The 18,657-nt window shown below is 53.4% G+C and carries 24 protein-coding genes; 21 read left to right on the top strand and 3 right to left on the bottom strand.

What is annotated here, in order from left to right; genetic code table 11:
* Positions 1-18: 18 nt before the first annotated feature.
* The 9 genes from thiM to IM700_RS07380 all read left to right on the top strand — a co-directional run bounded on the left by thiM (position 19) and on the right by IM700_RS07380 (position 6,618).
* Positions 19-867 carry a hydroxyethylthiazole kinase gene (gene thiM / locus IM700_RS07420; protein ID WP_155605343.1) on the top strand — a complete coding sequence of 283 codons (849 nt, stop codon included), beginning with the start codon at positions 19-21 and terminating at the stop codon, positions 865-867.
* Positions 864-1,682, top strand: coding sequence for a bifunctional hydroxymethylpyrimidine kinase/phosphomethylpyrimidine kinase (gene thiD, locus IM700_RS07415; protein ID WP_193415994.1), 819 nt, complete (start codon positions 864-866; stop codon positions 1,680-1,682). The genes thiM and thiD overlap by 4 nt, the downstream gene beginning before the upstream one ends.
* Positions 1,679-2,359 carry a thiamine phosphate synthase gene (gene thiE, locus IM700_RS07410; RefSeq protein ID WP_193415995.1) on the top strand — a complete coding sequence of 227 codons (681 nt, stop codon included), beginning with the start codon at positions 1,679-1,681 and terminating at the stop codon, positions 2,357-2,359. Before thiD ends, thiE begins: the two co-directional genes overlap by 4 nt.
* 321 nt (positions 2,360-2,680) lie before the next feature.
* Positions 2,681-3,274, top strand: coding sequence for an RNA polymerase sigma factor (locus tag IM700_RS07405; protein ID WP_155605341.1), 594 nt, complete (start codon positions 2,681-2,683; stop codon positions 3,272-3,274).
* Positions 3,271-3,873: an anti-sigma factor family protein gene (locus tag IM700_RS07400; RefSeq protein ID WP_193415996.1), complete on the top strand. Its 603-nt coding sequence runs from the start codon at positions 3,271-3,273 to the stop codon at positions 3,871-3,873. Before IM700_RS07405 ends, IM700_RS07400 begins: the two co-directional genes overlap by 4 nt.
* Positions 3,874-3,945: 72 nt before the next feature.
* Positions 3,946-4,545 (top strand): histidine phosphatase family protein, encoded by a 600-nt coding sequence (locus IM700_RS07395; RefSeq protein ID WP_155605339.1) that lies wholly within the window; start codon positions 3,946-3,948, stop codon positions 4,543-4,545.
* 115 nt (positions 4,546-4,660) lie between these two features.
* Positions 4,661-5,749 carry a hypothetical protein gene (locus IM700_RS07390; protein ID WP_193415997.1) on the top strand — a complete coding sequence of 363 codons (1,089 nt, stop codon included), beginning with the start codon at positions 4,661-4,663 and terminating at the stop codon, positions 5,747-5,749.
* A 154-nt stretch (positions 5,750-5,903) separates the two neighbouring features.
* The gene (locus IM700_RS07385) at positions 5,904-6,410 is read left to right on the top strand and encodes a gamma carbonic anhydrase family protein (RefSeq protein WP_155605570.1); all 507 of its coding nucleotides are present in this window, start codon (positions 5,904-5,906) and stop codon (positions 6,408-6,410) included.
* A 22-nt stretch (positions 6,411-6,432) separates the two neighbouring features.
* Positions 6,433-6,618, top strand: coding sequence for an IDEAL domain-containing protein (locus tag IM700_RS07380; protein WP_155605337.1), 186 nt, complete (start codon positions 6,433-6,435; stop codon positions 6,616-6,618).
* A gap of 76 nt (positions 6,619-6,694) precedes the next feature.
* Here the strand turns inward: IM700_RS07380 and IM700_RS07375 are convergent, their stop codons facing one another.
* Complete coding sequence (locus tag IM700_RS07375) at positions 6,695-7,999, bottom strand: MFS transporter (RefSeq protein ID WP_193415998.1); 1,305 nt, start codon at positions 7,997-7,999, stop codon at positions 6,695-6,697.
* A gap of 21 nt (positions 8,000-8,020) precedes the next feature.
* The gene (locus tag IM700_RS07370; RefSeq protein ID WP_193415999.1) at positions 8,021-8,500 is read right to left on the bottom strand and encodes an ArsR/SmtB family transcription factor; all 480 of its coding nucleotides are present in this window, start codon (positions 8,498-8,500) and stop codon (positions 8,021-8,023) included.
* 169 nt (positions 8,501-8,669) lie between these two features.
* Between IM700_RS07370 and IM700_RS07365 the strand changes: the two genes are divergently transcribed.
* The 6 genes from IM700_RS07365 to IM700_RS07340 all read left to right on the top strand — a co-directional run bounded on the left by IM700_RS07365 (position 8,670) and on the right by IM700_RS07340 (position 13,167).
* On the top strand, positions 8,670-9,107 hold the full coding sequence (locus IM700_RS07365) for a DUF2487 family protein (protein WP_193416000.1): 438 nt from the start codon (positions 8,670-8,672) through the stop codon (positions 9,105-9,107).
* 171 nt (positions 9,108-9,278) lie between these two features.
* On the top strand, positions 9,279-9,821 hold the full coding sequence (locus IM700_RS07360; protein WP_155605333.1) for a ubiquinol-cytochrome c reductase iron-sulfur subunit: 543 nt from the start codon (positions 9,279-9,281) through the stop codon (positions 9,819-9,821).
* 16 nt (positions 9,822-9,837) lie between these two features.
* Positions 9,838-10,509, top strand: coding sequence for a menaquinol-cytochrome c reductase cytochrome b subunit (gene qcrB, locus IM700_RS07355; protein ID WP_155605332.1), 672 nt, complete (start codon positions 9,838-9,840; stop codon positions 10,507-10,509).
* A 66-nt stretch (positions 10,510-10,575) separates the two neighbouring features.
* Complete coding sequence (locus IM700_RS07350; RefSeq protein WP_193416001.1) at positions 10,576-11,451, top strand: menaquinol-cytochrome c reductase cytochrome b/c subunit; 876 nt, start codon at positions 10,576-10,578, stop codon at positions 11,449-11,451.
* Positions 11,452-11,558: 107 nt separating this feature from the next.
* Positions 11,559-12,185, top strand: a complete 627-nt coding sequence (locus IM700_RS07345; protein ID WP_155605330.1) for a DUF1405 domain-containing protein — start codon at positions 11,559-11,561, stop codon at positions 12,183-12,185.
* A gap of 58 nt (positions 12,186-12,243) precedes the next feature.
* Positions 12,244-13,167: a sporulation protein YpjB gene (locus IM700_RS07340; protein WP_336244885.1), complete on the top strand. Its 924-nt coding sequence runs from the start codon at positions 12,244-12,246 to the stop codon at positions 13,165-13,167.
* A gap of 234 nt (positions 13,168-13,401) precedes the next feature.
* Here IM700_RS07340 and IM700_RS07335 read toward each other — a convergent pair whose 3' ends face one another.
* Entirely contained in the window at positions 13,402-14,271 is an 870-nt protein-coding gene (locus IM700_RS07335; protein WP_193416002.1) for a YitT family protein, read from the bottom strand.
* A 209-nt stretch (positions 14,272-14,480) separates the two neighbouring features.
* Between IM700_RS07335 and IM700_RS07330 the strand changes: the two genes are divergently transcribed.
* From IM700_RS07330 to bshA, 6 genes are read left to right on the top strand one after another with little or no spacing between them, the layout of a single operon-like run.
* Complete coding sequence (locus IM700_RS07330; protein ID WP_155605568.1) at positions 14,481-14,789, top strand: nucleotide pyrophosphohydrolase; 309 nt, start codon at positions 14,481-14,483, stop codon at positions 14,787-14,789.
* A gap of 56 nt (positions 14,790-14,845) precedes the next feature.
* Positions 14,846-15,376: a tetratricopeptide repeat protein gene (locus IM700_RS07325; RefSeq protein WP_193416003.1), complete on the top strand. Its 531-nt coding sequence runs from the start codon at positions 14,846-14,848 to the stop codon at positions 15,374-15,376.
* 22 nt (positions 15,377-15,398) lie between these two features.
* A complete protein-coding gene (gene dapB, locus IM700_RS07320; protein ID WP_193416004.1) occupies positions 15,399-16,205 on the top strand; it encodes a 4-hydroxy-tetrahydrodipicolinate reductase in 807 nt (268 codons plus the stop codon).
* Between the two features lie 15 nt (positions 16,206-16,220).
* A complete protein-coding gene (mgsA, locus tag IM700_RS07315) occupies positions 16,221-16,643 on the top strand; it encodes a methylglyoxal synthase (RefSeq protein ID WP_155605326.1) in 423 nt (140 codons plus the stop codon).
* A complete protein-coding gene (bshB1, locus tag IM700_RS07310; RefSeq protein WP_155605325.1) occupies positions 16,640-17,353 on the top strand; it encodes a bacillithiol biosynthesis deacetylase BshB1 in 714 nt (237 codons plus the stop codon). The genes mgsA and bshB1 overlap by 4 nt, the downstream gene beginning before the upstream one ends.
* Positions 17,354-17,392: 39 nt before the next feature.
* Positions 17,393-18,553 carry an N-acetyl-alpha-D-glucosaminyl L-malate synthase BshA gene (gene bshA, locus IM700_RS07305; RefSeq protein WP_193416005.1) on the top strand — a complete coding sequence of 387 codons (1,161 nt, stop codon included), beginning with the start codon at positions 17,393-17,395 and terminating at the stop codon, positions 18,551-18,553.
* Positions 18,554-18,657 lie beyond the last annotated feature (104 nt).

Raw genomic sequence — 18,657 nt, 5'->3', positions numbered from 1 at the left:
GAAAGAGAGGTTGAAAACATGAGCTTAATGGAAAAAGATTTGTCCGATGTGCTGGAAAAGGTGCAAAAAACGAAACCCCTCGTGCATAACATGACCAATGTTGTCGTCACGAATTTTACCGCAAACGGCTTGTACGCCCTTGGCGCTTCGCCGGTCATGGCTTATGCACCCGAGGAGGTGGCTGATATGGCCAAGATCGCCGGGGCCCTCGTCTTGAACATCGGCACGTTGTCGACGCAGCAGGTCGAAGCGATGATCCTCGCCGGCCGGTCGGCGAACGCTCATGGCGTGCCGGTGTTGCTTGACCCGGTCGGTGCGGGGGCGACCGCCTTCCGCACCGAATCGGCTCTGCGTATCCTGCGCGAGGTAAAGGTGTCGCTCCTGCGCGGCAATGCGGCGGAGATCGCCCATCTCGTCGGGGAAACCCGCGAGATCAAGGGGGTTGATGCCGGCGACACCGCGGGGGACGAGGCGGCCGAACTCGCGGTACGGGCCGCGCGGGCGTTGAACACGGTCGTGGCGATTACCGGCCGTGAAGACGTCATCACCGACGGGCTGCAGTGCCGGTTTGTCAGCGGCGGAGACGCGCTGCTGACCCAGGTGACCGGCACGGGCTGCTTGCTCACGTCGGTGCTGGGAGCCTTCGCCGCGGTGGAGCGCGATCTGCTGCTGGCCGGTACCGCCGGGCTAGCGTTCTATGGCGCCGCCGCGTCCCGCGCCGCCGAGCGGACGGCTGCCGCCGGACCGGGCAGCTTCCAGATCGCGTTCCTTGACGAGCTGGCGAAGCTTCATCCGCATTCGCTCAAGGGCCACGCGGCAGTGCGTGAAATGCAGGCGACAGGCGCCGGCGGATGGTGGGTCGGATGAGCCGGATCTCCAAGGTGCTGACGGTTGCCGGGTCGGACAGCGGCGGCGGGGCCGGCATCCAGGCCGACCTCAAAACGTTCCAGGAGCTGGACGTTTACGGCATGTCGGCTATCACTGCCGTGACGGTTCAGAACACGCTGGGCGTGACGAACGTCTACCCGCTGCCCCCGGAAGCGGCGGCGGAGCAAATCGAAGCGGTTGGTTCCGACCTCGGGGTGGATGCGCTGAAGACCGGCATGCTGTTCAGCGCGGAAATCATTGAGGCGGTTGCCGCCCAGATTCGTGCCTTTGGCTGGACTCAAGTGGTGGTCGACCCGGTAATGGTTGCCAAGGGTGGCGCTTCTCTGCTCCAGCCGGAAGCGGTGCGAGCGCTGCGCGAGCAATTGCTGCCGCTGGCTTTCATCGTTACGCCTAACCTCCCGGAGGCGGAGGTGTTGTCCGGCCTGTCGATCCGCACCATGGAGGATCGCCGCGAAGCGGCCAAACGTATTTGCGCGTACGGGTCGCGGCAGATCGTAATCAAGGGCGGCCACGACACCGAGAACGGCGATCGGGTTGTTGATTTGTACTATGACGGGTCGACCTTCACGGAGTTGGTCGGACGGCGAATTCCCACGCCACATACACATGGCACGGGATGCACCTTCTCGGCTGCGCTGACAGCGGGGTTAGCCAAAGGCTTACCGGCTCTAGACGCGGTACGGACCGCCCGGGCCTTTATTCAAGCGGCGATCGAGCACGGGCTTGAGCTGGGGCATGGGCATGGGCCGACGAACCATTTTGCTTACCGTCGCTTACAAGGAGTATCCCGATGAACGACGGTGGCGGAAGCGGTCGCATCGAGGCAGCCCGCATGCGCCAACTGCTGCGGACTTATCTGGTCATCGGCAGCACGAACTGCTGTATAGAGCCGCTGCGGGTGCTGGAAGAGGCGCTTGCCGGCGGCGTCACGCTCGTGCAATTCCGCGAGAAAGGGCCGGGCGCGCTCACCGGGGCTCCGCTGCGGGAACTCGCCGTCCAGCTGCAAGGCGCATGCCGCCAGCGTGGTGTGCCGTTCCTCGTCAATGACGACGTGGAACTGGCCCTTGCGATCGGAGCCGACGGCGTTCACGTCGGCCAGGAGGACGAAGCGGCCGTGCGGGTCCGCGCCCGGATCGGCGACCGCATCCTCGGCGTCTCCGCGCACACGCTCGCCGAAGCGGAGGCCGCCGTTCGGCACGGTGCCGATTACCTTGGCATCGGGCCGATCTATCCCACGGCCTCGAAAGCGGACGCCAAAGCACCGCAAGGGCCGGGAATTCTCCGCGAGCTACGCGCTTGCGGGATCGCCTTGCCCCTGGTCGGCATCGGCGGCATTACGATCGAGTCAGCCGGCGAAATCATTCGCGCTGGGGCGGACGGCATTGCTGTGATTTCCGCCATCACGCAGGCAGCCGACGTTCGAGAGGCGGCCACGCGTTTCGTTGCAGGGTCAATTGCTGAATCATCCTGAGGCCACTAGCATATTGTATTGAACAGACCTTTGCTGAAATGGGCAAAGGTCTGCCAATTTATGGGGCTTATGGCAACGAGAAATCGCGTTTCGTCGTCGATTGACATGAATAATGCAGGAATGGATGTTTTTTTAAATCCAACTCCTGTGGTATAATATCCTCAAAGTTTGGCTACGCTGTTAATTTTGCTTTCATGTCGAATAGATTTTTTATCGAAGTTACATAGATAACCGCAACTTTTTCAAACCTGTTCGGTAATAATTGATGTAAGAATCGAACGGGAAGATGGCCCATGGAAGCGCGAGGAGGATCGCACCTAAATGACGGATTCCCAAATGATTCGCGAAATTAAGGAAGGCAATACGGAACTGTACTCGGAGCTCATGCGAAGGTATCAGCGGAAGATATTGGCCTTCGTTTATCACATGTTAAAGAGCGCTCATATGGAGCTGCTTGCCGAAGATCTATGCTCGGAAACGTTCTATAAAGCATTTCGCAGCTTGCATTCCTTCAGAGAGGTAGATGCTTCTTTCTCCACCTGGTTGTATACGATTGCCCGTAACACGGTGCTCAGCGAACTTCGCAAACAAAGAAACGGCAATGTCCCCTTGGATGAAAGCGGGATCGTTCCCGTAGCTTCAAACGATGTCGTCCCCGAGCAAGCGGTATTACGGAGCGAGAAAGTGGGCATGGTGAGAGAAGCCATCAACAATCTGCCGGAGAAGCAAAGATCGGCTTTGATCTTGCGCGAATACGATCAATTGGATTATCAAGAGATCGCGAATATTCTGGGACAAAGTGTTAGCGCCGTGAAGTCGCTGTTGTTCCGGGCGCGCAGCAGTGTAAAAAGTCAGCTTGAACCCTACTTTTATGAACCCATCTACGAGCATTACGAAGGGATGAAAAGCAGATGAATTGTAGAGAGGCCCAAGAATTGTTCGGATTGTTAAGGGACCTGCCCGAACAACACCCTCAGCGGATTTTGCTGGCGCGGCATCTTTTGGGCTGCGAGTCTTGCGCAGACGAATATCAACAATGGGAAGAAAGCCTGGACATGCTGCAGTACATACCGATGGAAGTGACGGAGGAGCAGGCAGAAACGGTAAATCGGCGAGTGATGGATCGGATTTATGCCGAATCCCCTTGGCTGGCCCCTGACGTCAAGCGCGGTGTTACCCGCCGTTTCCGGCGTAGGGTCGTATTTTGGGCCGCCAGTTTCCTGGCTATCTTCCTTTGCAGCTTTGTTTTCCTATTGATGGATCATACCCCGTCGAACCAGAAAGCTGCCGAGCCGATGACCGGGATTCTGCCGACAGCTGTCGCGGCGGCCGGCTCGGAGACAGATGCATACGCGGATTTTTCGTTCGCCATGCCTAGCGCTTCGCGTGGAATTGTAGAGCCTTTTGCCGTGCAAATGGGCCCGGCTTATCCGCAATACTGGATGGTACTGTCTATGGCAGGCATGTTGCTGGCGCTCTTTTCCTGGAAAGGACTCCGCCGTACCAGAAGATAAACTTGGGTTAACAAACGCTTCTTCCGCTATTGGAGCGGGCGGGGCGTTTTTTACATCTAAAGGGGGATGGTTATGCTCGTTGGTTTGATTCGCCATGGACTAACTGATTGGAATGCGATAGGTAGAATTCAAGGGCAGAGCGATATCCCCTTGAACGACGAGGGACGGCGACAAGCCAGACTGCTCGGCCAGAGATTGAAAGAGGAAGGCGAATACCGCTGGGACTTCGTCCTGACGAGTAACTTGTCACGGGCGCGCGAGACCGGTGAAATCTTGGCCGAGACGCTGGGGATTCCGCTGTACGATCCTGATTCGCGGTTGATGGAACGTTCCTTTGGTCAGGTCGAGGGCATGACGTTGGTGGAAAGAGAAACGTTATGGGGCAAGGATTGGGACCAGCATGAGCTGGGGCAGGAGAAAGACGAGGAAATCCGCCAGCGGGCTTTGTCCTTTATGGCTGATTTGGCGGAGCGTTACCCAAGCAACAATGTGTTGGTTGTTTCGCATGGAGGTCTGCTGGCGCAGCTTTATATCGCCTTGTACCAGGAGAAATGCCAGGAGCGGATTGGCAATTTGTCTTTAACGATTCTGGAGAAAATGGAGAATTCTTGGGATTTGCGATTATATAATTGCACACGTCACTTGCAAGAAGGTGTCAAGGAACCGAAGTAAACCGGCTTAGGCCGGCTTATTTTTTTTGCTATTTTTTCGGGATAATTTCGGATTTCGGGAATAAACGCCGGAAAACCTTCCCATAATGGGATTAAAACGGCGAGGCGGTAAAACTATGAATCTGGCGGATATGCTCACTTTTGCCGATATCGGACAACTCAGCAGAATAGCGGATCATTACGACTGCGAATGCAGCGGGCATTCGAAGCATGAATTGATTCAATCCATCCTGCAGACGGTAGGCAGTCGCGATTTTATCGAGCGGCATATTGGCGGCATGAGTATGGAGGATTTTCGCTTCCTGAACACCCTGCTGTTCGACGGACGTCGTCAGTTCAGCTTGGAGGAGCTGATCGCTTGCGCGCAGGGCTCGCGGTTTACCGAGGATGCCAAGGAGCGGGAAAGTCCACGGGAGATGATCACCCGCTTTCGCCAGCAGGGTTGGCTATTTAATGGAACGACCCAGCAGACCCGTTATCTGTTCGAGGTTCCTGAGGATTTGAAGCGACGGTTCCGAGAAACCCTCGAACGCCGGTTTCTTGCCGAAGTGAAGGTGGCTGCCGCCGAACCGCCGATGTACCGGGAGGAGCCGGATATGCTGTCCACCGACCTGCTGCTATTCCTGCAATACGTGTCCCGGCACGATATTCCGTTAAACAGCGAAGGGGTCATGTACCGGAGAAATCAGTTGCAGATCCTTGAATCGCTTCACGTGTCCGAGGGATTAGTTGGCAAAGGTTGGCGTTTCGGGTATGGCCGCCGTTTTAAGGATTATCCGAACCGATTAGCGCTGCTTTACGATTATGCCTATCATTCCCGCCTCATTCAGGAGAACAACCATCGACTAGAATTGACGGATGGGGGAGCGTCCTACCTAGCGGAGGAACGCAAGGAGCCTATGATACAGTTCGTCCGCTTTTGGTTAAGATTATATAAAGGGCCCATTCCTAACTTGCTGTCTCTAGTCTACTGGATGATTTGCTGTTCGAAAGATTGGGTGACGGTACCCTCGCTGTTTGAAAGGGTTGAAATGCTGATTAAGCCGTTTTTTTATGACTCTCCCGCTTCGATTTTTGAAGAGCGAATCTTGCAAATGATGCTCCATTTAGGCATGGTTCGATTTGGCGAAGACGAGAGGCATGAACGGTATGTACAGGCTTCCCCGTTTGGAAAACAAGCAGTTCAGCTCATTCATAAGGCCTAAGCGTTGAGGAAAGCGATCAACGCACTTACATAACTTCTAATGCAGATGCTTTGGCCTTGTTGAATGCAGGGGAATAAACGACTTCGAACCCGTTGACAAAGAGCAGTTCGAATGGGTACAATCACTCGCAAATCAAGAGGGAGAGTGAGTGGCGATGTTGATCCCATACCAAGGAAAATTACCTCAGGTCGACGGCAGCGTATTTATCGCGGAAGGAGTCAAGCTGATTGGAGACGTCCGGATAGGAAGCGAGTCCAGCATATGGTATAATGCGGTGCTTCGGGGCGATTTAGCGGAAATCGTCGTTGGTAAACGTACCAATCTTCAGGACGGCGTGATTGGACATGTCAATGCTTCTCAGCCCTTGATCGTTGGCGATCACGTATCCGTGGGACATGCCGCTATCATTCACGGATGCCGCATAGGCACAGGCACATTAATCGGTATGGGGGCGATCGTCCTAAACGGCGCAGATATCGGTGAATATGCTTTAGTAGGAGCAGGTTCTTTAGTGACGGAAAACGCAAAAATTCCACCTTATACTCTTTCTCTGGGTTCACCAGCCCGAGTCGTTCGGGAGCTAACCGAAGACGATTTAGAGCGAATGCGGCGGACGACGGAAAGCTATGTGGTGAAAGGAAAAGAATATAGGATCATTTAACGATGGTTTGGAGGTGCATCCTATGGATCAGATGAAGGTTACTTATGAAGCAATGCTTGGATTGGCGGCGGAAATGATATGGGACGAAGCGCTCCGGAAGCATCGCTCGGAACAGATCTACAGCGAGATCGACACCGCCTTGGCGAATGGCGATGAGGATGCCTTCCGGCTCCTGACGGATGAACTGAAAACTTTGGAAGAGCGCTAAAGGCAAACCGCCCCGTCTGTTCACATGAAGGATGAACGGATGGGACGGTTTTTTTTTTTTTTTGTAAACAGTAGGGTTAATCATAATTCCGGACGGCCGGGGTGAGCATGACGGCCAGAAGGGCTAAGGAACCGATCGCTGCAAACAGCGCGATCGTTTGCAGGCCGCCGATAGAGTCAGCTAGCCAGCCGACGATGATATAACCGACCGGAAGCAGGGCGAACGACCCCAGCATATCCAGGCTGGCCACGCGGCCGAACGTCTCCTGCGGAACCATCTCCTGCATACTGGTTTCCCAGATCAGGCCAAACATCATCATTCCGAATCCTTCTACGGCAAAGAGAGCGCAGAGTACGGCCGGAGCTGGCGCTGCGGCCATCAGCAGAAGGGCAATACCGCTAATCAAAGCTCCACCGTAAGCGATTAGGCCGCGGTGTCTTAAACGTTTCTTCGTGCCAAAGAGCAAGCCGGCTCCAATGGCGCCCACTCCTGAACAGGTCACGGCGATGCCGTATACATAGGGTTGCAAATCCAGGTGGATTTTGAATAGCCAAGGGATAACCACAGTGACGATGGCGCCAAAACAGATGTTGACTAAGGAGAAGGCTAGGATGGTGATCCAGAGCCAAGGTTTGCTTTTCAACACCGCCAAACCTTCCTTGAAGTCAGCGCCCATGCCCGCGCTATGGCCTGCAGCCTTCGGTTGATAGGGAACGAGCCTCCGAAGCGCATATAAACAAAGAAACGAAACGACATAGGACATGGCATCAAGCGCAACTCCCCAGCCTGCTGAGAAGAATGTGACCAGTACGCCGCCCAGAGACGGGCCGATCAAGCGAACCGCTTGATTGCTGATCTGCGTTAGCGCATTGGCGGAGTTGCGGATGTCGGCGGTAAACACGGTGGCACGAGTTGCCGCATAAGCGGGTTGAAACAAGCCGTCCATTAAGCCGTACGAGGTGACCAGGATAAACAGCATTTGAATCGTTAAAGCGTTCGCAAACAGTAAAGCTGAGAGGATGACCATGACCGCAAAGCGAAGCAAATCCGTCAGTAACATTAAATTCGTGCGATTATAACGGTCAACCAACGTGCCGGAAATAGGCAACATGACGATGTTTGGAAGCATATACGCAGCCATAAGCAGGCCCATCGTGGTCGTCGAGCCGGTCAAGGAATAGACGATGATCGGCAGGATGACCAAGGTAATGGAACTGCCGAGGAAAGAAACGAGCTGTCCAAGCCACAAATAAGGGAATGCTTTGGATTTACGGAACGGCTCCGCGAATCCTGAGAAGGGGTTCTTGGCTGCGGGCTCGTCTGCAGGTCGGATCGCCTGTCTGGCTGCGCCCTCTTCCGGTTGTGAAGTTTCAAGATTCATAGATGCGGATCCTCCTTCTAGTTAATCGGAACCCGAGTCGCTGTCCTGCACGCGACCCAAGGTGAATAATACGCCGTATTCGGCTCCATCGGTGTCCTTGGCTTCCCATTTGCGGATCAGGGCATCGAGCTCGTCGATGAAATCCTGATATTGAGCCGGGGATAGAAGTAACCGGGTCGCAGCCCGGTATGGCGGCTCATCTTCGAGATAATTGAATTCAGTGAACTGTTCCGGTTTAAAGAACGTTGTCTTAGAACGGTAATACTTCTCGACAACGCCGCCAACCGTCTGGGTGTTGACTAAATCCAACAGCCCGCCGTCGTACAGCTTCTGGATGTGATAATGCACGTTGCCGGGGGTCTTGCCCAACAGATTCGCAACCTGTTTGGAGGTGTGAGCTTCATTGGCCAACACGTTCAGGATTTTGATCCGTAAGGCGCTTTCGAGGAGCTTGCTTTGCTCGGCGCTGATAGGCATAGGAGCCTTCTTGTTGCTGCTCATTTTTCCTCCTCCTTGTTTAGCAAGGTGTTAAAAATTCTTACTGGATATGGAAATCAATCTGAATTGCAGTTCGATCTGGATTCCAGATCGATAGTAAAACAAGAAGGATGGATTTGTCAAGGATCCCTGTTTATAATGGGGAGACATGAATCGAAAAAGGGGTTATCACATGAAATTCAGTGAAATTGAAGCTTCCGCTTGGGAGGAGCTGCGCCCATATTTGGACACTTGCGTGATTCCAGTAACGGGATTAACCGGCTTGGAACGTCCGTATGAAGTAACGGAAAAGTTGGAAAGACTGAGAGATATCCTCGATTGGGTAGAAATTCCTTTCAAAGGGAGAGTGGTCACGTACCCGTCTTTCCAATATCGAACACAGGATATGCCACAGGCAATTAATGACGTATGCCGAAATGTCAAGTCTAGCGGGTTTGCTCATGTCCTTGTCGTCTCCGCTGAATTTGAATGGTCCGATGTGGAACTGCCGGATGCCGATTTAATCGTGACATTACGCCGTTTTTCGCCGGATTCCAGGGAGGGCGCCGCAGGACAAGTGAAGGTGGCCGTACAAGAATTGTGGCAAGCAAAGAAGGGTTTGGGATTGTGACAAAATATCGACAATTTCAAGAACGACAAGCTTTTATGTGCCCAAAAAAATGTGTCAAATTCTTGACGCTCTTAAAACGCTAATATATTATTAATATGTCTTACGCGATATTGTGATATTTATCATTGAAACGTACGGAAACAATTGCTTGACAAAGGGGGTTGAAGACATATGAGCAATCAGCATGACCAGCAGGAAACCTCGCATAAACCGCCTATTCGCAAAGAGATGTCCCGTCGGCAATTTCTTACATACACGCTTGGGGGCGCCACTGCATTCATGGTGGGTGGGGTGACGCTTCCTATGGTTCGTTTCGCGGTTGATCCGATTCTGCATAAGAAGGGCGAAGGTGCTTTCGTCAAAGTTGTGGAAGTTAGTAAAATCACCAGCGAACCGCAGGAATTTTCGTTCGAGCTCAAGCAGCAAGACGGCTGGTACCTAAGTACGGCTTCCCTTACGGCTTGGATTCGCAAGGACGAGAGCGGAAATATTTATGCGCTTTCACCGATTTGTAAGCATTTGGGATGTACGATCGGATGGAATAACGATACTAATTTTCCGGATGAATACCACTGCCCTTGCCATGGTGCGCATTACACCAAGGAAGGCAAGCAGTTGGCGGTCGCATCGAAGCCGCTTGACGAGTACAAGGTTATGATTAAGGACGATTGGGTTTACCTGGGGGATATCATCCCGAACACCATCGTGAAATAAGGAGGCGTAGATTCGGATGTTTAAAAATGTGTACAACTGGATTGACGAACGTCTTGATATCACGCCGATCTGGCGCGATGTGGCCGATCACGAGGTTCCGGAGCACGTCAACCCGGCGCATCACTTCTCCGCGTTTGTGTATTGCTTCGGCGGCTTGACGTTTTTTATCACGGTCATCCAGATCTTGTCGGGGATGTTTCTGACCATGTATTACGTTCCTGATATTATTAACGCTTATGCCAGTGTGGAGTACTTGCAGACACAGGTCGCCTTTGGCCAAATCGTCCGCGGGATGCACCACTGGGGGGCAAGCTTGGTTATCGTCATGATGTTCCTACATACGCTTCGCGTTTTCTTTACCGGTTCCTATAAAGCGCCGCGTGAAATGAACTGGATTGTCGGGATGTTGATTTTCTTCGTCATGATCGGTCTTGGTTTGACGGGATATCTGCTGCCATGGGACAACAAAGCCTATTTCGCCACGAAGGTAACCTTGGAAATCGCCAACTCCGTACCGGTGCTAGGCCCGGTCATTAAGGAGCTGCTGCAGGGTGGTTCTATCGTAGGCGCGGAAACGTTAACCCGGTTCTTTGCCATTCACGTGTTCTTCCTTCCGGCGGTATTGTTGATCCTCCTGGTTGGTCACTTTATCATGATCCGCAGACAAGGGATTTCCGGTCCGCTGTAAGAAGTGCTTCGTGATCCAAAGATGAATATTGAACTACTTCTATAAGAGAAGGGGGGCAAAAGGGACATGGCTCATCATGACAATTCAAAGGAAAAAGTCGTATTCGTCGGCGATTCCCGCGTCCGCAAGGGCAAAGGCTTTATCACGCCGCCGGATTATACGGCTTATCCCGGCAAGTCGGAAGCGTTCATTCCTAACTTTTTGCTGAAGGAATGGATGGTCGGCGTCGTCGTGCTCGTCGGCTTCCTGGTGCTGACCATTTCCGAACCGGCTCCGCTTGGCTTCCCGGCCAATCCGACCGCTTCGGTTATTCCGATGCCGGACTGGTACTTCCTGTTTCTGTATCAATATTTGAAATATCCGTATGCTTCCGGCGATTACGTCGTATTGGGTACGATGGGCATTCCAGGCGTGATGTTTGGTGGACTGCTGCTAGCACCTTTCCTGGATCGGGGCAAGGAGCGTCGCTTCTATCAACGTCCGATCGCTTCATCGCTCATGTTGCTGTCGATTGCCGCAGTTGTATATTTGACGAACTTCGCCTGGACGCATTACCAGCATGAGCTGGAAGCGACTGGACAGGTGCCGGAACATATTCAGCGGGAAGAGAAAGCTCGGGAAAATCGGGAAAAAGGGTTGCCGACGTCCAATGCAAAATCACAGGAAGAGGTCGCCATCGTGGACAAAGAAGATCCGGCGATGGAGCTTTATAAGAAAGCCACTTGCGTATCGTGTCACGCTGCGGACCTAAAAGGAGCGGGCGGACCTTCACTGCGTGGAGTTGGCGACAAGCATGACAAGGAAGCGATTCTTACCATTATTAAAGAAGGTTTAAATGGCAAGATGCCTCCAATGTACGATACGGCAATTAGTGCCGGACTGACGGATCAGGACATCGACCACTTGGCCGAATGGCTTGCGAAACAAAAAGCGGAACAGTAAAATAAGAAGTATGTGAAAACCTGATCGTGATGCGGTCAGGTTTTTTTAAGCTTGCGCGCCGATTTCATGAGACCGGTGCCATTTTCATATAAAAGAGGGATATCACGTTGAAACTATCGGATCTTTGGAGTACGTCTTTTCTATCTTCCCGCTTCATTCTCTGGGCCTTGTTTGTATGTAACCTGCTAGGAACGGTCTATGGGTACATTTGGTATGATGCCCAACTGGCGGATACTTGGCAAAACCATCCGCATTGGCAGATCATTTTTGTTCCCGATAGCCCGACGGCGAGCTTATTCTTTACTCTAAGCTTGTTGTTTCTGCTGTTTCCGGGACCATTGAAGAAATACTTTCGCATACGCACCTTAATTGAGGGATTGGCCGTTGTGACGAGCGTGAAATACGGCGTTTGGGCCGTGTCGATGATTTTTGCCGGTGCGTATCAGGGCGGGGATCTCGTTTGGCAGGACTGGATGCTGGTTGCCTCCCACTTGGCGATGGCGGTGGAATCGCTGCTGTTTGTCCGATTGTACAAGTTTGGGCCCTTAATGCTGCTGGGAGCGGGTGCCTGGACGCTGCTCAACGATACGGTGGACTACACGTATGAGGTTTATCCTTGGTTGCCGGAGACCTTATGGGATCATGTATCCGAGGTTGCCGTCTTTACTGTGGTTTTAACGTTAGCCAGTATTGCAGCCGGTTGGCTTGCGTTGAAACAGGCTAAACGCGCCTAAGAGCAAGGTTCTAACGGTGGACAGCCTGCCATACCATGAAGGTAGGGAGGGGATGTCCGTGAGAAGATCTTGGGTGAAAGGAACTGCAGCCGCACTGGCTTTACTTGCCGCGATGCTGCTCTGGAACACGGTGGTGTTAGCTCAACCGGTAGGGAACGGAACCGGGAGTAAGGCAGGAACGTCATCGACCGCCGCGCCATCCTTGTCGGAGCAGGAGCGCAGTGAGCGTTTGAAGCAGCTCGAAGCGGCGTCAGAGCGTTTGTATGAACATATGCAGCAAGGAAATGCCCCAGAGGCGCTGGCCGACATGGACACGTTGATCGGCGCGCTGGAAGGCGTGTCTTTTAAGGGATTGACGTCGGTGGAGGGAATCCATGCCTTGGCCGAAACGATTATGGACACCAAGGAGACGCTGGTCAAGGCGGAGGTCCAGCCAGAAGAGTGGGCGTTATCCTCGGCTCGCTTGCGGCTGGCGGTAAACAGTCTGCTACATCCGGACAAGGCCTTATGGCAGCAGTATTATAAGGTCATGGCCGATAATTTGCAGCAGATGAACCGCGCGCGTGCGGGCGGGAAACCGGCGGAGGTACGCAAGGCGTTCCAGGCCTTGCAAGGGCATTATGAAGTGATTCGGCCAGCTGCGATCATTCGGCGTCCGGAATCCGATATCAATAGGTTTGAATCGTGGCTGTCATATGCCGGCAGGTTGAGCGATGAACGAACCTGGGATGAGGCAGCCTTGAAGGAGGCCATCTCTCAAGGGGGAGGCGTGCTAAAAGGGTTGTTCGGACGACGGGGAGACGAGCCTGTATTCCTGCCGGTTACCGGCTTTGACAGCCCGTGGTATTGGAGCGGGTTGATCGGGCTTTGGATCGTACTTGCCCTGACCTACACGGGAATTCGCAAGTATCGCGCCTCGCAAACGGTTACCGCAGTGCGGGAGCAACGCAGGGAAGAGGACACGCGTAGGTACAGGCTGTAAGTGATGGCGAACGATAAAGGGCGATAGCGGACGATAGCGGTAAAGGATCCCCTTTTTGTTGCAGGAAACTCGGATTTGGCTGGATAAGGGTAAAAAATGGCATTATCGAGATAAGTGACTTCGAGGCGAAATAAGGACATATTTTAACGCTAAATTTATGTTCGGGTTGGATTAATAAGCAGAGAGGCAAAGGATTCCCTTAGCCTCTCTGCTTTTGTGATGTCTGCTTCGCGTTTAATCTTCCTTGAACCCTTCCCCATGCACGTCATGCACGTCGCTGATGATAATGAACGCTCGCGGATCAACTGACTTTGCTATCGACTGGAGTCGCCGGATTTCTTGACGCGCCACGACGCAATAGGCCATATGCTTCGCTTGTTTGGAGTATGCGCCAATCGCCGGAATCAACGTCACGCCGCGATCCATCTCCTTCGTGATGATGTCGGCAATCGCCGGCGCATGATCGCTGATGATCGTAAACGCTTTGGCGGAATACGCGCCTTCCTGGATAAAATCGATGACTTTGGAGGCGATAAACACAGCCACAAGCGTATACAAAATATTTTCCTTCCTAATATAGAAGAGCGACAATCCGATAATGACGATGTCCAGTGTTAATATGACCTGTCCCATGCTGAACCCGTATTTGCGCCCTAGTATCCGGGCCACGATATCAGAGCCTCCCGTCGTCCCTCCAAAACGGAATACGATTCCAAGACCTGCCCCCAGCGTTACCCCCGCATATAACGAAACGAGGATATAATCCGTTTGTGTCTCGAACGGCAGGATCCAGCCGCCACGGATCATCCGCTCGAACAGCCATAGGAAGAAGGTCAGCGAGCCGATCCCGATCCCGGTCCAGATGATTTGTCGTCCGCCAAGGATCTTCCATCCGATGAGAAACAAAGGGATATTCAGCAGCAGGTTCGAAAGCGAAGGTGAGATGCCAAACGCATAGTTCAGCAGCAGCGTGATGCCGGTGACCCCGCCTTCCATCAGTTGGTTGGGCAAGATAAAATAAAGGAGTCCAAACGCATAGATGGCCGTACCCAATAAGATCGGCAGCAGCGTTTTGAGAATTCCGGAAAATTTGCTTGATTCCATGAAAAAAATTCACCTGTCCCTAAAGTAGTTGTTGTCATTCCAACGATAAATGGCATTTGGTTAGATCTGCCTCTCCTAGTATACCTTTTTCCATGCAGATTAAAAAATGATTTGTTTTCGTCACCTACTTACGATAACATAGGGGAAAACGGGACAAACGGCGGAGGGATCGGCGCTTGGATACGAACACAGAGAAATCTCTCGCGGATATGCAACGCGAAGTAGACCGTTACATATCGCAGTTTAAAGAAGGATATTTCAGCCCGCTAACCATGCTGGCTCGAATGTCTGAGGAAGTAGGAGAGCTGGCCCGTGAGGTCAACCATGCCTTCGGCGAAAAGCCGAAGAAGAAGGACGAGCCGGATAATTCCATCGAGCTGGAGTTAGGCGATATTCTGTTCATTACGATCTGCTTTGCTAATTCGCTTGGCATTAATTTGACCGAGGCCCATGATCGGGTCATGCATAAATTCGCGACCCGCGATGCGGATCGATGGACGAAAAAGGACACCGAATAGGGTCATCCTTCATATGCTGTTAGTATGATCATCCCTACAGTAAAGGGGGATAGCACATGAAGGCGGAGGATTATTTGCAAAGAGCTTACCGAAGCATCTATGAAAACGACTTTGCTCAGGCCATGCACTGGTTCGAGCGAGCGTTGGACGATCAACCCGATCACGCGGATATCCATTATCGGTACTCGATTACCTGCGCCCGGAGCGGGCAACTGGATAAGGCGCTTCAACATGCACGCCTGGCTGCAGCTCTGGAGCCCGCGCAGGACGAATATAAACTGCATTACGATCGTTTGCAGTCCATGGAATTAACCCAAATGGCCAGACGGCAGCTGGAGAAGGCGGGCAACAAGCGGAAATCCGCAGCCGAACCGGCAGCCCGCATGCTAAAGCGCGCCGTGGAGCTCGATCCGTTGTCGTTGGATGCACAGGTATGGCTGGCCATCGCCTATGGCGAGCTGGAATGCTACGAACTGGCGCTCCAGGCCGTACGCGAAGCGTCGGCCCTTCCTTTGGATGCCGGTGCGGCCGGACAGCTGAAAGAGATGGAACAGCGCTTGAAGCATCAAATCAAGCAATCATCATAGTAGAGAATGCGAGGAGATCAAGATGTCGGAACCAATCAAAGTAGCCGTGGCGGGAGCCGCTGGCAGAATGGGTAGAGAAGTGGTGAAGATGGTGCTCCAGGATCCGGAGCTGAAACTGGTTGCCGCCGTGAATTTGTCGGATGCCGGCCTCGATGCCGGAACGATGGTCGGCCTTCCGGCCTGCGGCGTAGCGTTGACGGGCGATTTGGAGATGGCGCTCAGCGAGACGCAGCCGCGGGTGCTGGTCGACTTCACAACGCCGCAGTCCGCCTACGCCAACACTGAGTTGGCGATCCGGCTCGGCGTTTCGCCGGTTGTGGGTACGACCGGGTTTACGCCGGAGCAAATCGAGAATCTGGACAAGCTCTGCCAAGCCCGAGATATCGGCGGGTTGATAGCGCCGAACTTCTCCATCGGGGCTATTTTGATGATGCGTCTTGCAGCACAGGCGGCGAAGTATTTCCCGCACCTGGAAATCATCGAATACCATGGCGACCAGAAGCTGGATGCCCCTTCGGGGACGGCGGTGAAGACGGCTGAGTTGATCGCTCAGAGCCGGGAGGAGTTGCGCCAAGGGAACCCGAACGAGGAAGAGACGATTGAGGGGGCAAGGGGCGGTTATTATAACGGTTTCCGGATACATAGCGTTCGTTTGCCGGGCGTATTTGCCCAGCAAGAGGTCATTTTCGGCGGCTTCGGCCAGACGCTTAAAATACGTCATGATTCCTATGATCGTGCCGGCTACATGCCGGGGGTCAATTTGGCGATCAAGAAAGTGATTGAATGCAAGGGCATGATTTACGGTTTCGACCATTTTATGGAAGATTAAAGGGGACAATAGCATATGTTGAACATCGCATTTATTGCTCATGACCGCAAGAAAGAGGATATCGTCAATTTCGCCATCGCTTACGAGCATGTATTTAAAGATAAAAGGCTGTATTCCACCGGAACGACCGGACAGCAGATTATGGATAATACATCGTTAAAAATCCATCGGTTTCTGTCGGGGCCGCTGGGCGGGGACCAGCAGATCGGCGCGTTAATTGCTCAGAACGAGATGGACCTGGTCATTTTCCTGCGCGATCCGCTGATGGCGCAGCCGCATGAACCCGATATCACCGCACTGCTGCGTTTGTGCGACGTGCATGGAATTCCGGTAGCGACCAACATGGCGACGGCGGAAATTCTGGTGCGTGCCTTGGACCGCGGCGACTTCGGCTGGCGCGAGTTGGTAGAGATGCACAAACCGGGGTTAACGAAATGAGCGAACAGCTGGATATTCTGATCTTCGGGGCGCATGCAGACGATGCCGAGATCGGTATGGCCGGCACAATCGCCAAGCATACCGCCGCGGGCTACCGTGTCGGCATCTGCGACTTGACCGAAGCTGAGCTGTCCTCCAACGGCAATCCCGTCCTACGCAAGGAGGAAGCCGAAGCGGCTGCCAAAGTGCTGGGCTTGGCGACCCGTGTCAATCTGGGACTACCTGATCGCGGGTTGACCGGATCGGCGGAACAACTGGCTGCAGTCACCGAGGTCATTCGCCGGTTCGCACCACGACTCGTGTTCGCCCCGTACTGGGAGGATCGTCATCCCGACCATATCGATGGCAGCAAGCTGGTGGAGGCTGCGGTATTTAACGCCAAACTGCGCCGGTTTATGCCGGACAAGCCGGCGGTGCCTGCGCCCGAGCTTTATTTTTATTTCATCAATGATTGGAAAACGCCGGATTTGGTCGTCGACGTGAGCGCAATCTACGAGCAAAAAGAGCGGGCTCTGCGGTGCTACCGTTCTCAGTTCGAGGCGGGTTCGCCGGGCGAAGACGTCGCCTTGACCCCGCTTAACCAGGGCTATGTGGAACGCGTGAAAGCTCGGGACTCGCTGATTGGACAGCGTTCACTGATCCCGTTTGCGGAAGGGTTCATGACGAAAACGGCTTATCCGGTAAATCTATTCGGCTCCCTACGCACATAAGCTGGAAGAGGGAACAACAACAAAGGAGGCCCCCACCATATGGAACCATTTTTGAAAATCGGCATCACCTGTTATCCATCCTTGGGCGGTTCGGGGGTTGTGGCCACCGAGCTGGGAAAATTGCTGGCGGAAAAGGGCCACGAAGTCCATTTTATCTCGCATAGCGTTCCTTTTCGTTTAGGGAGTTACCATAAGAACATTTTTTACCATGAAGTTGAGGTTAGCGATTACTACGTTTTCCGTTATCCGCCCTATGATTTGTCCCTAGCGACCAAAATGGCCACGGTAGCCAAAACGCAAGGCCTGGACATTCTCCACGTGCACTATGCGGTGCCGCACGCCGTTTGCGCATTCCTCGCCAAACAGATGGTAGGCGACTCGTTAAAGGTCGTAACGACGCTGCATGGGACAGACATTACGGTATTGGCGCAAGACGAATCGCTGAAGGATTTGATTCGGCTGGCAATTAATGAAAGCGACGCTGTGACTTCGGTCTCGCGCGATTTGATGCGGGAAACCCGGGAAGTGCTGGACATCACCCGGGATATTGACTTGACGTACAACTTCGTTGACGAAAGGGTATATTATCCAAGGGACGCGAAGAGCTGCCGGATGGATTTTGCCGCGCCAGGCGAGAAAGTGCTGATGCACGTCTCGAATTTCCGACCGGTGAAACGGGTCAGCGATGTCGTCGATATTTTTCATCAAGTGAACGAGCAGGTTCCGTCCCAACTGCTGTTTGTCGGTGAAGGGCCGGAGTTGCCCAAGATCCAATGCAAAATCAAGGATCTTGGCCTCGCCGACCGGGTGCATTTCCTCGGCAAACAGGATGATATCGCCCATGTCATTTCAATGGCTGACGTCTTGCTGCTTCCGTCGGAGAAGGAAAGCTTCGGCCTGGTCGCCCTGGAAGCGATGGCTTGCGGCGTGCCGACGGTCGGCTCGATCGCCGGCGGGATTCCGGAACTGGTGACCCACGGAGAAACGGGGTTCCTCGCCCCGATCGGCGATACGAAGCAGATGGCGGAGCACTGCATCGCGCTGCTGCAGGACCCTGATCTAGCTGCACGGATACGCGAAGCTTGCTTGAACCGGGCGAAAACGCAATTTAGCAGCGAGATGACGACGGCGGCTTATGAAGAGATTTATTACCGTGTGCTCAATCGTCAGCTGCCAACTTTGAATCCGGCTTGCAGCTAGAGTTGAATTGGCGAGAGGGCTAGGGAACCTAAAGACAGAATCGGCGCAGGGCTAGGTGCCCTGCGCTTGTTGTGCCGTATGGATTACGATAGATTATAGTTTAT

The sequence above is a fragment of the Paenibacillus rhizolycopersici genome (assembly GCF_014947195.2).
Classification (GTDB): Bacteria; Bacillota; Bacilli; order Paenibacillales; family Paenibacillaceae; genus Fontibacillus; species Fontibacillus rhizolycopersici.
Note: the sequence above shows the minus strand (reverse complement) of the source record. Positions and strands in the feature narration are given on the sequence as shown.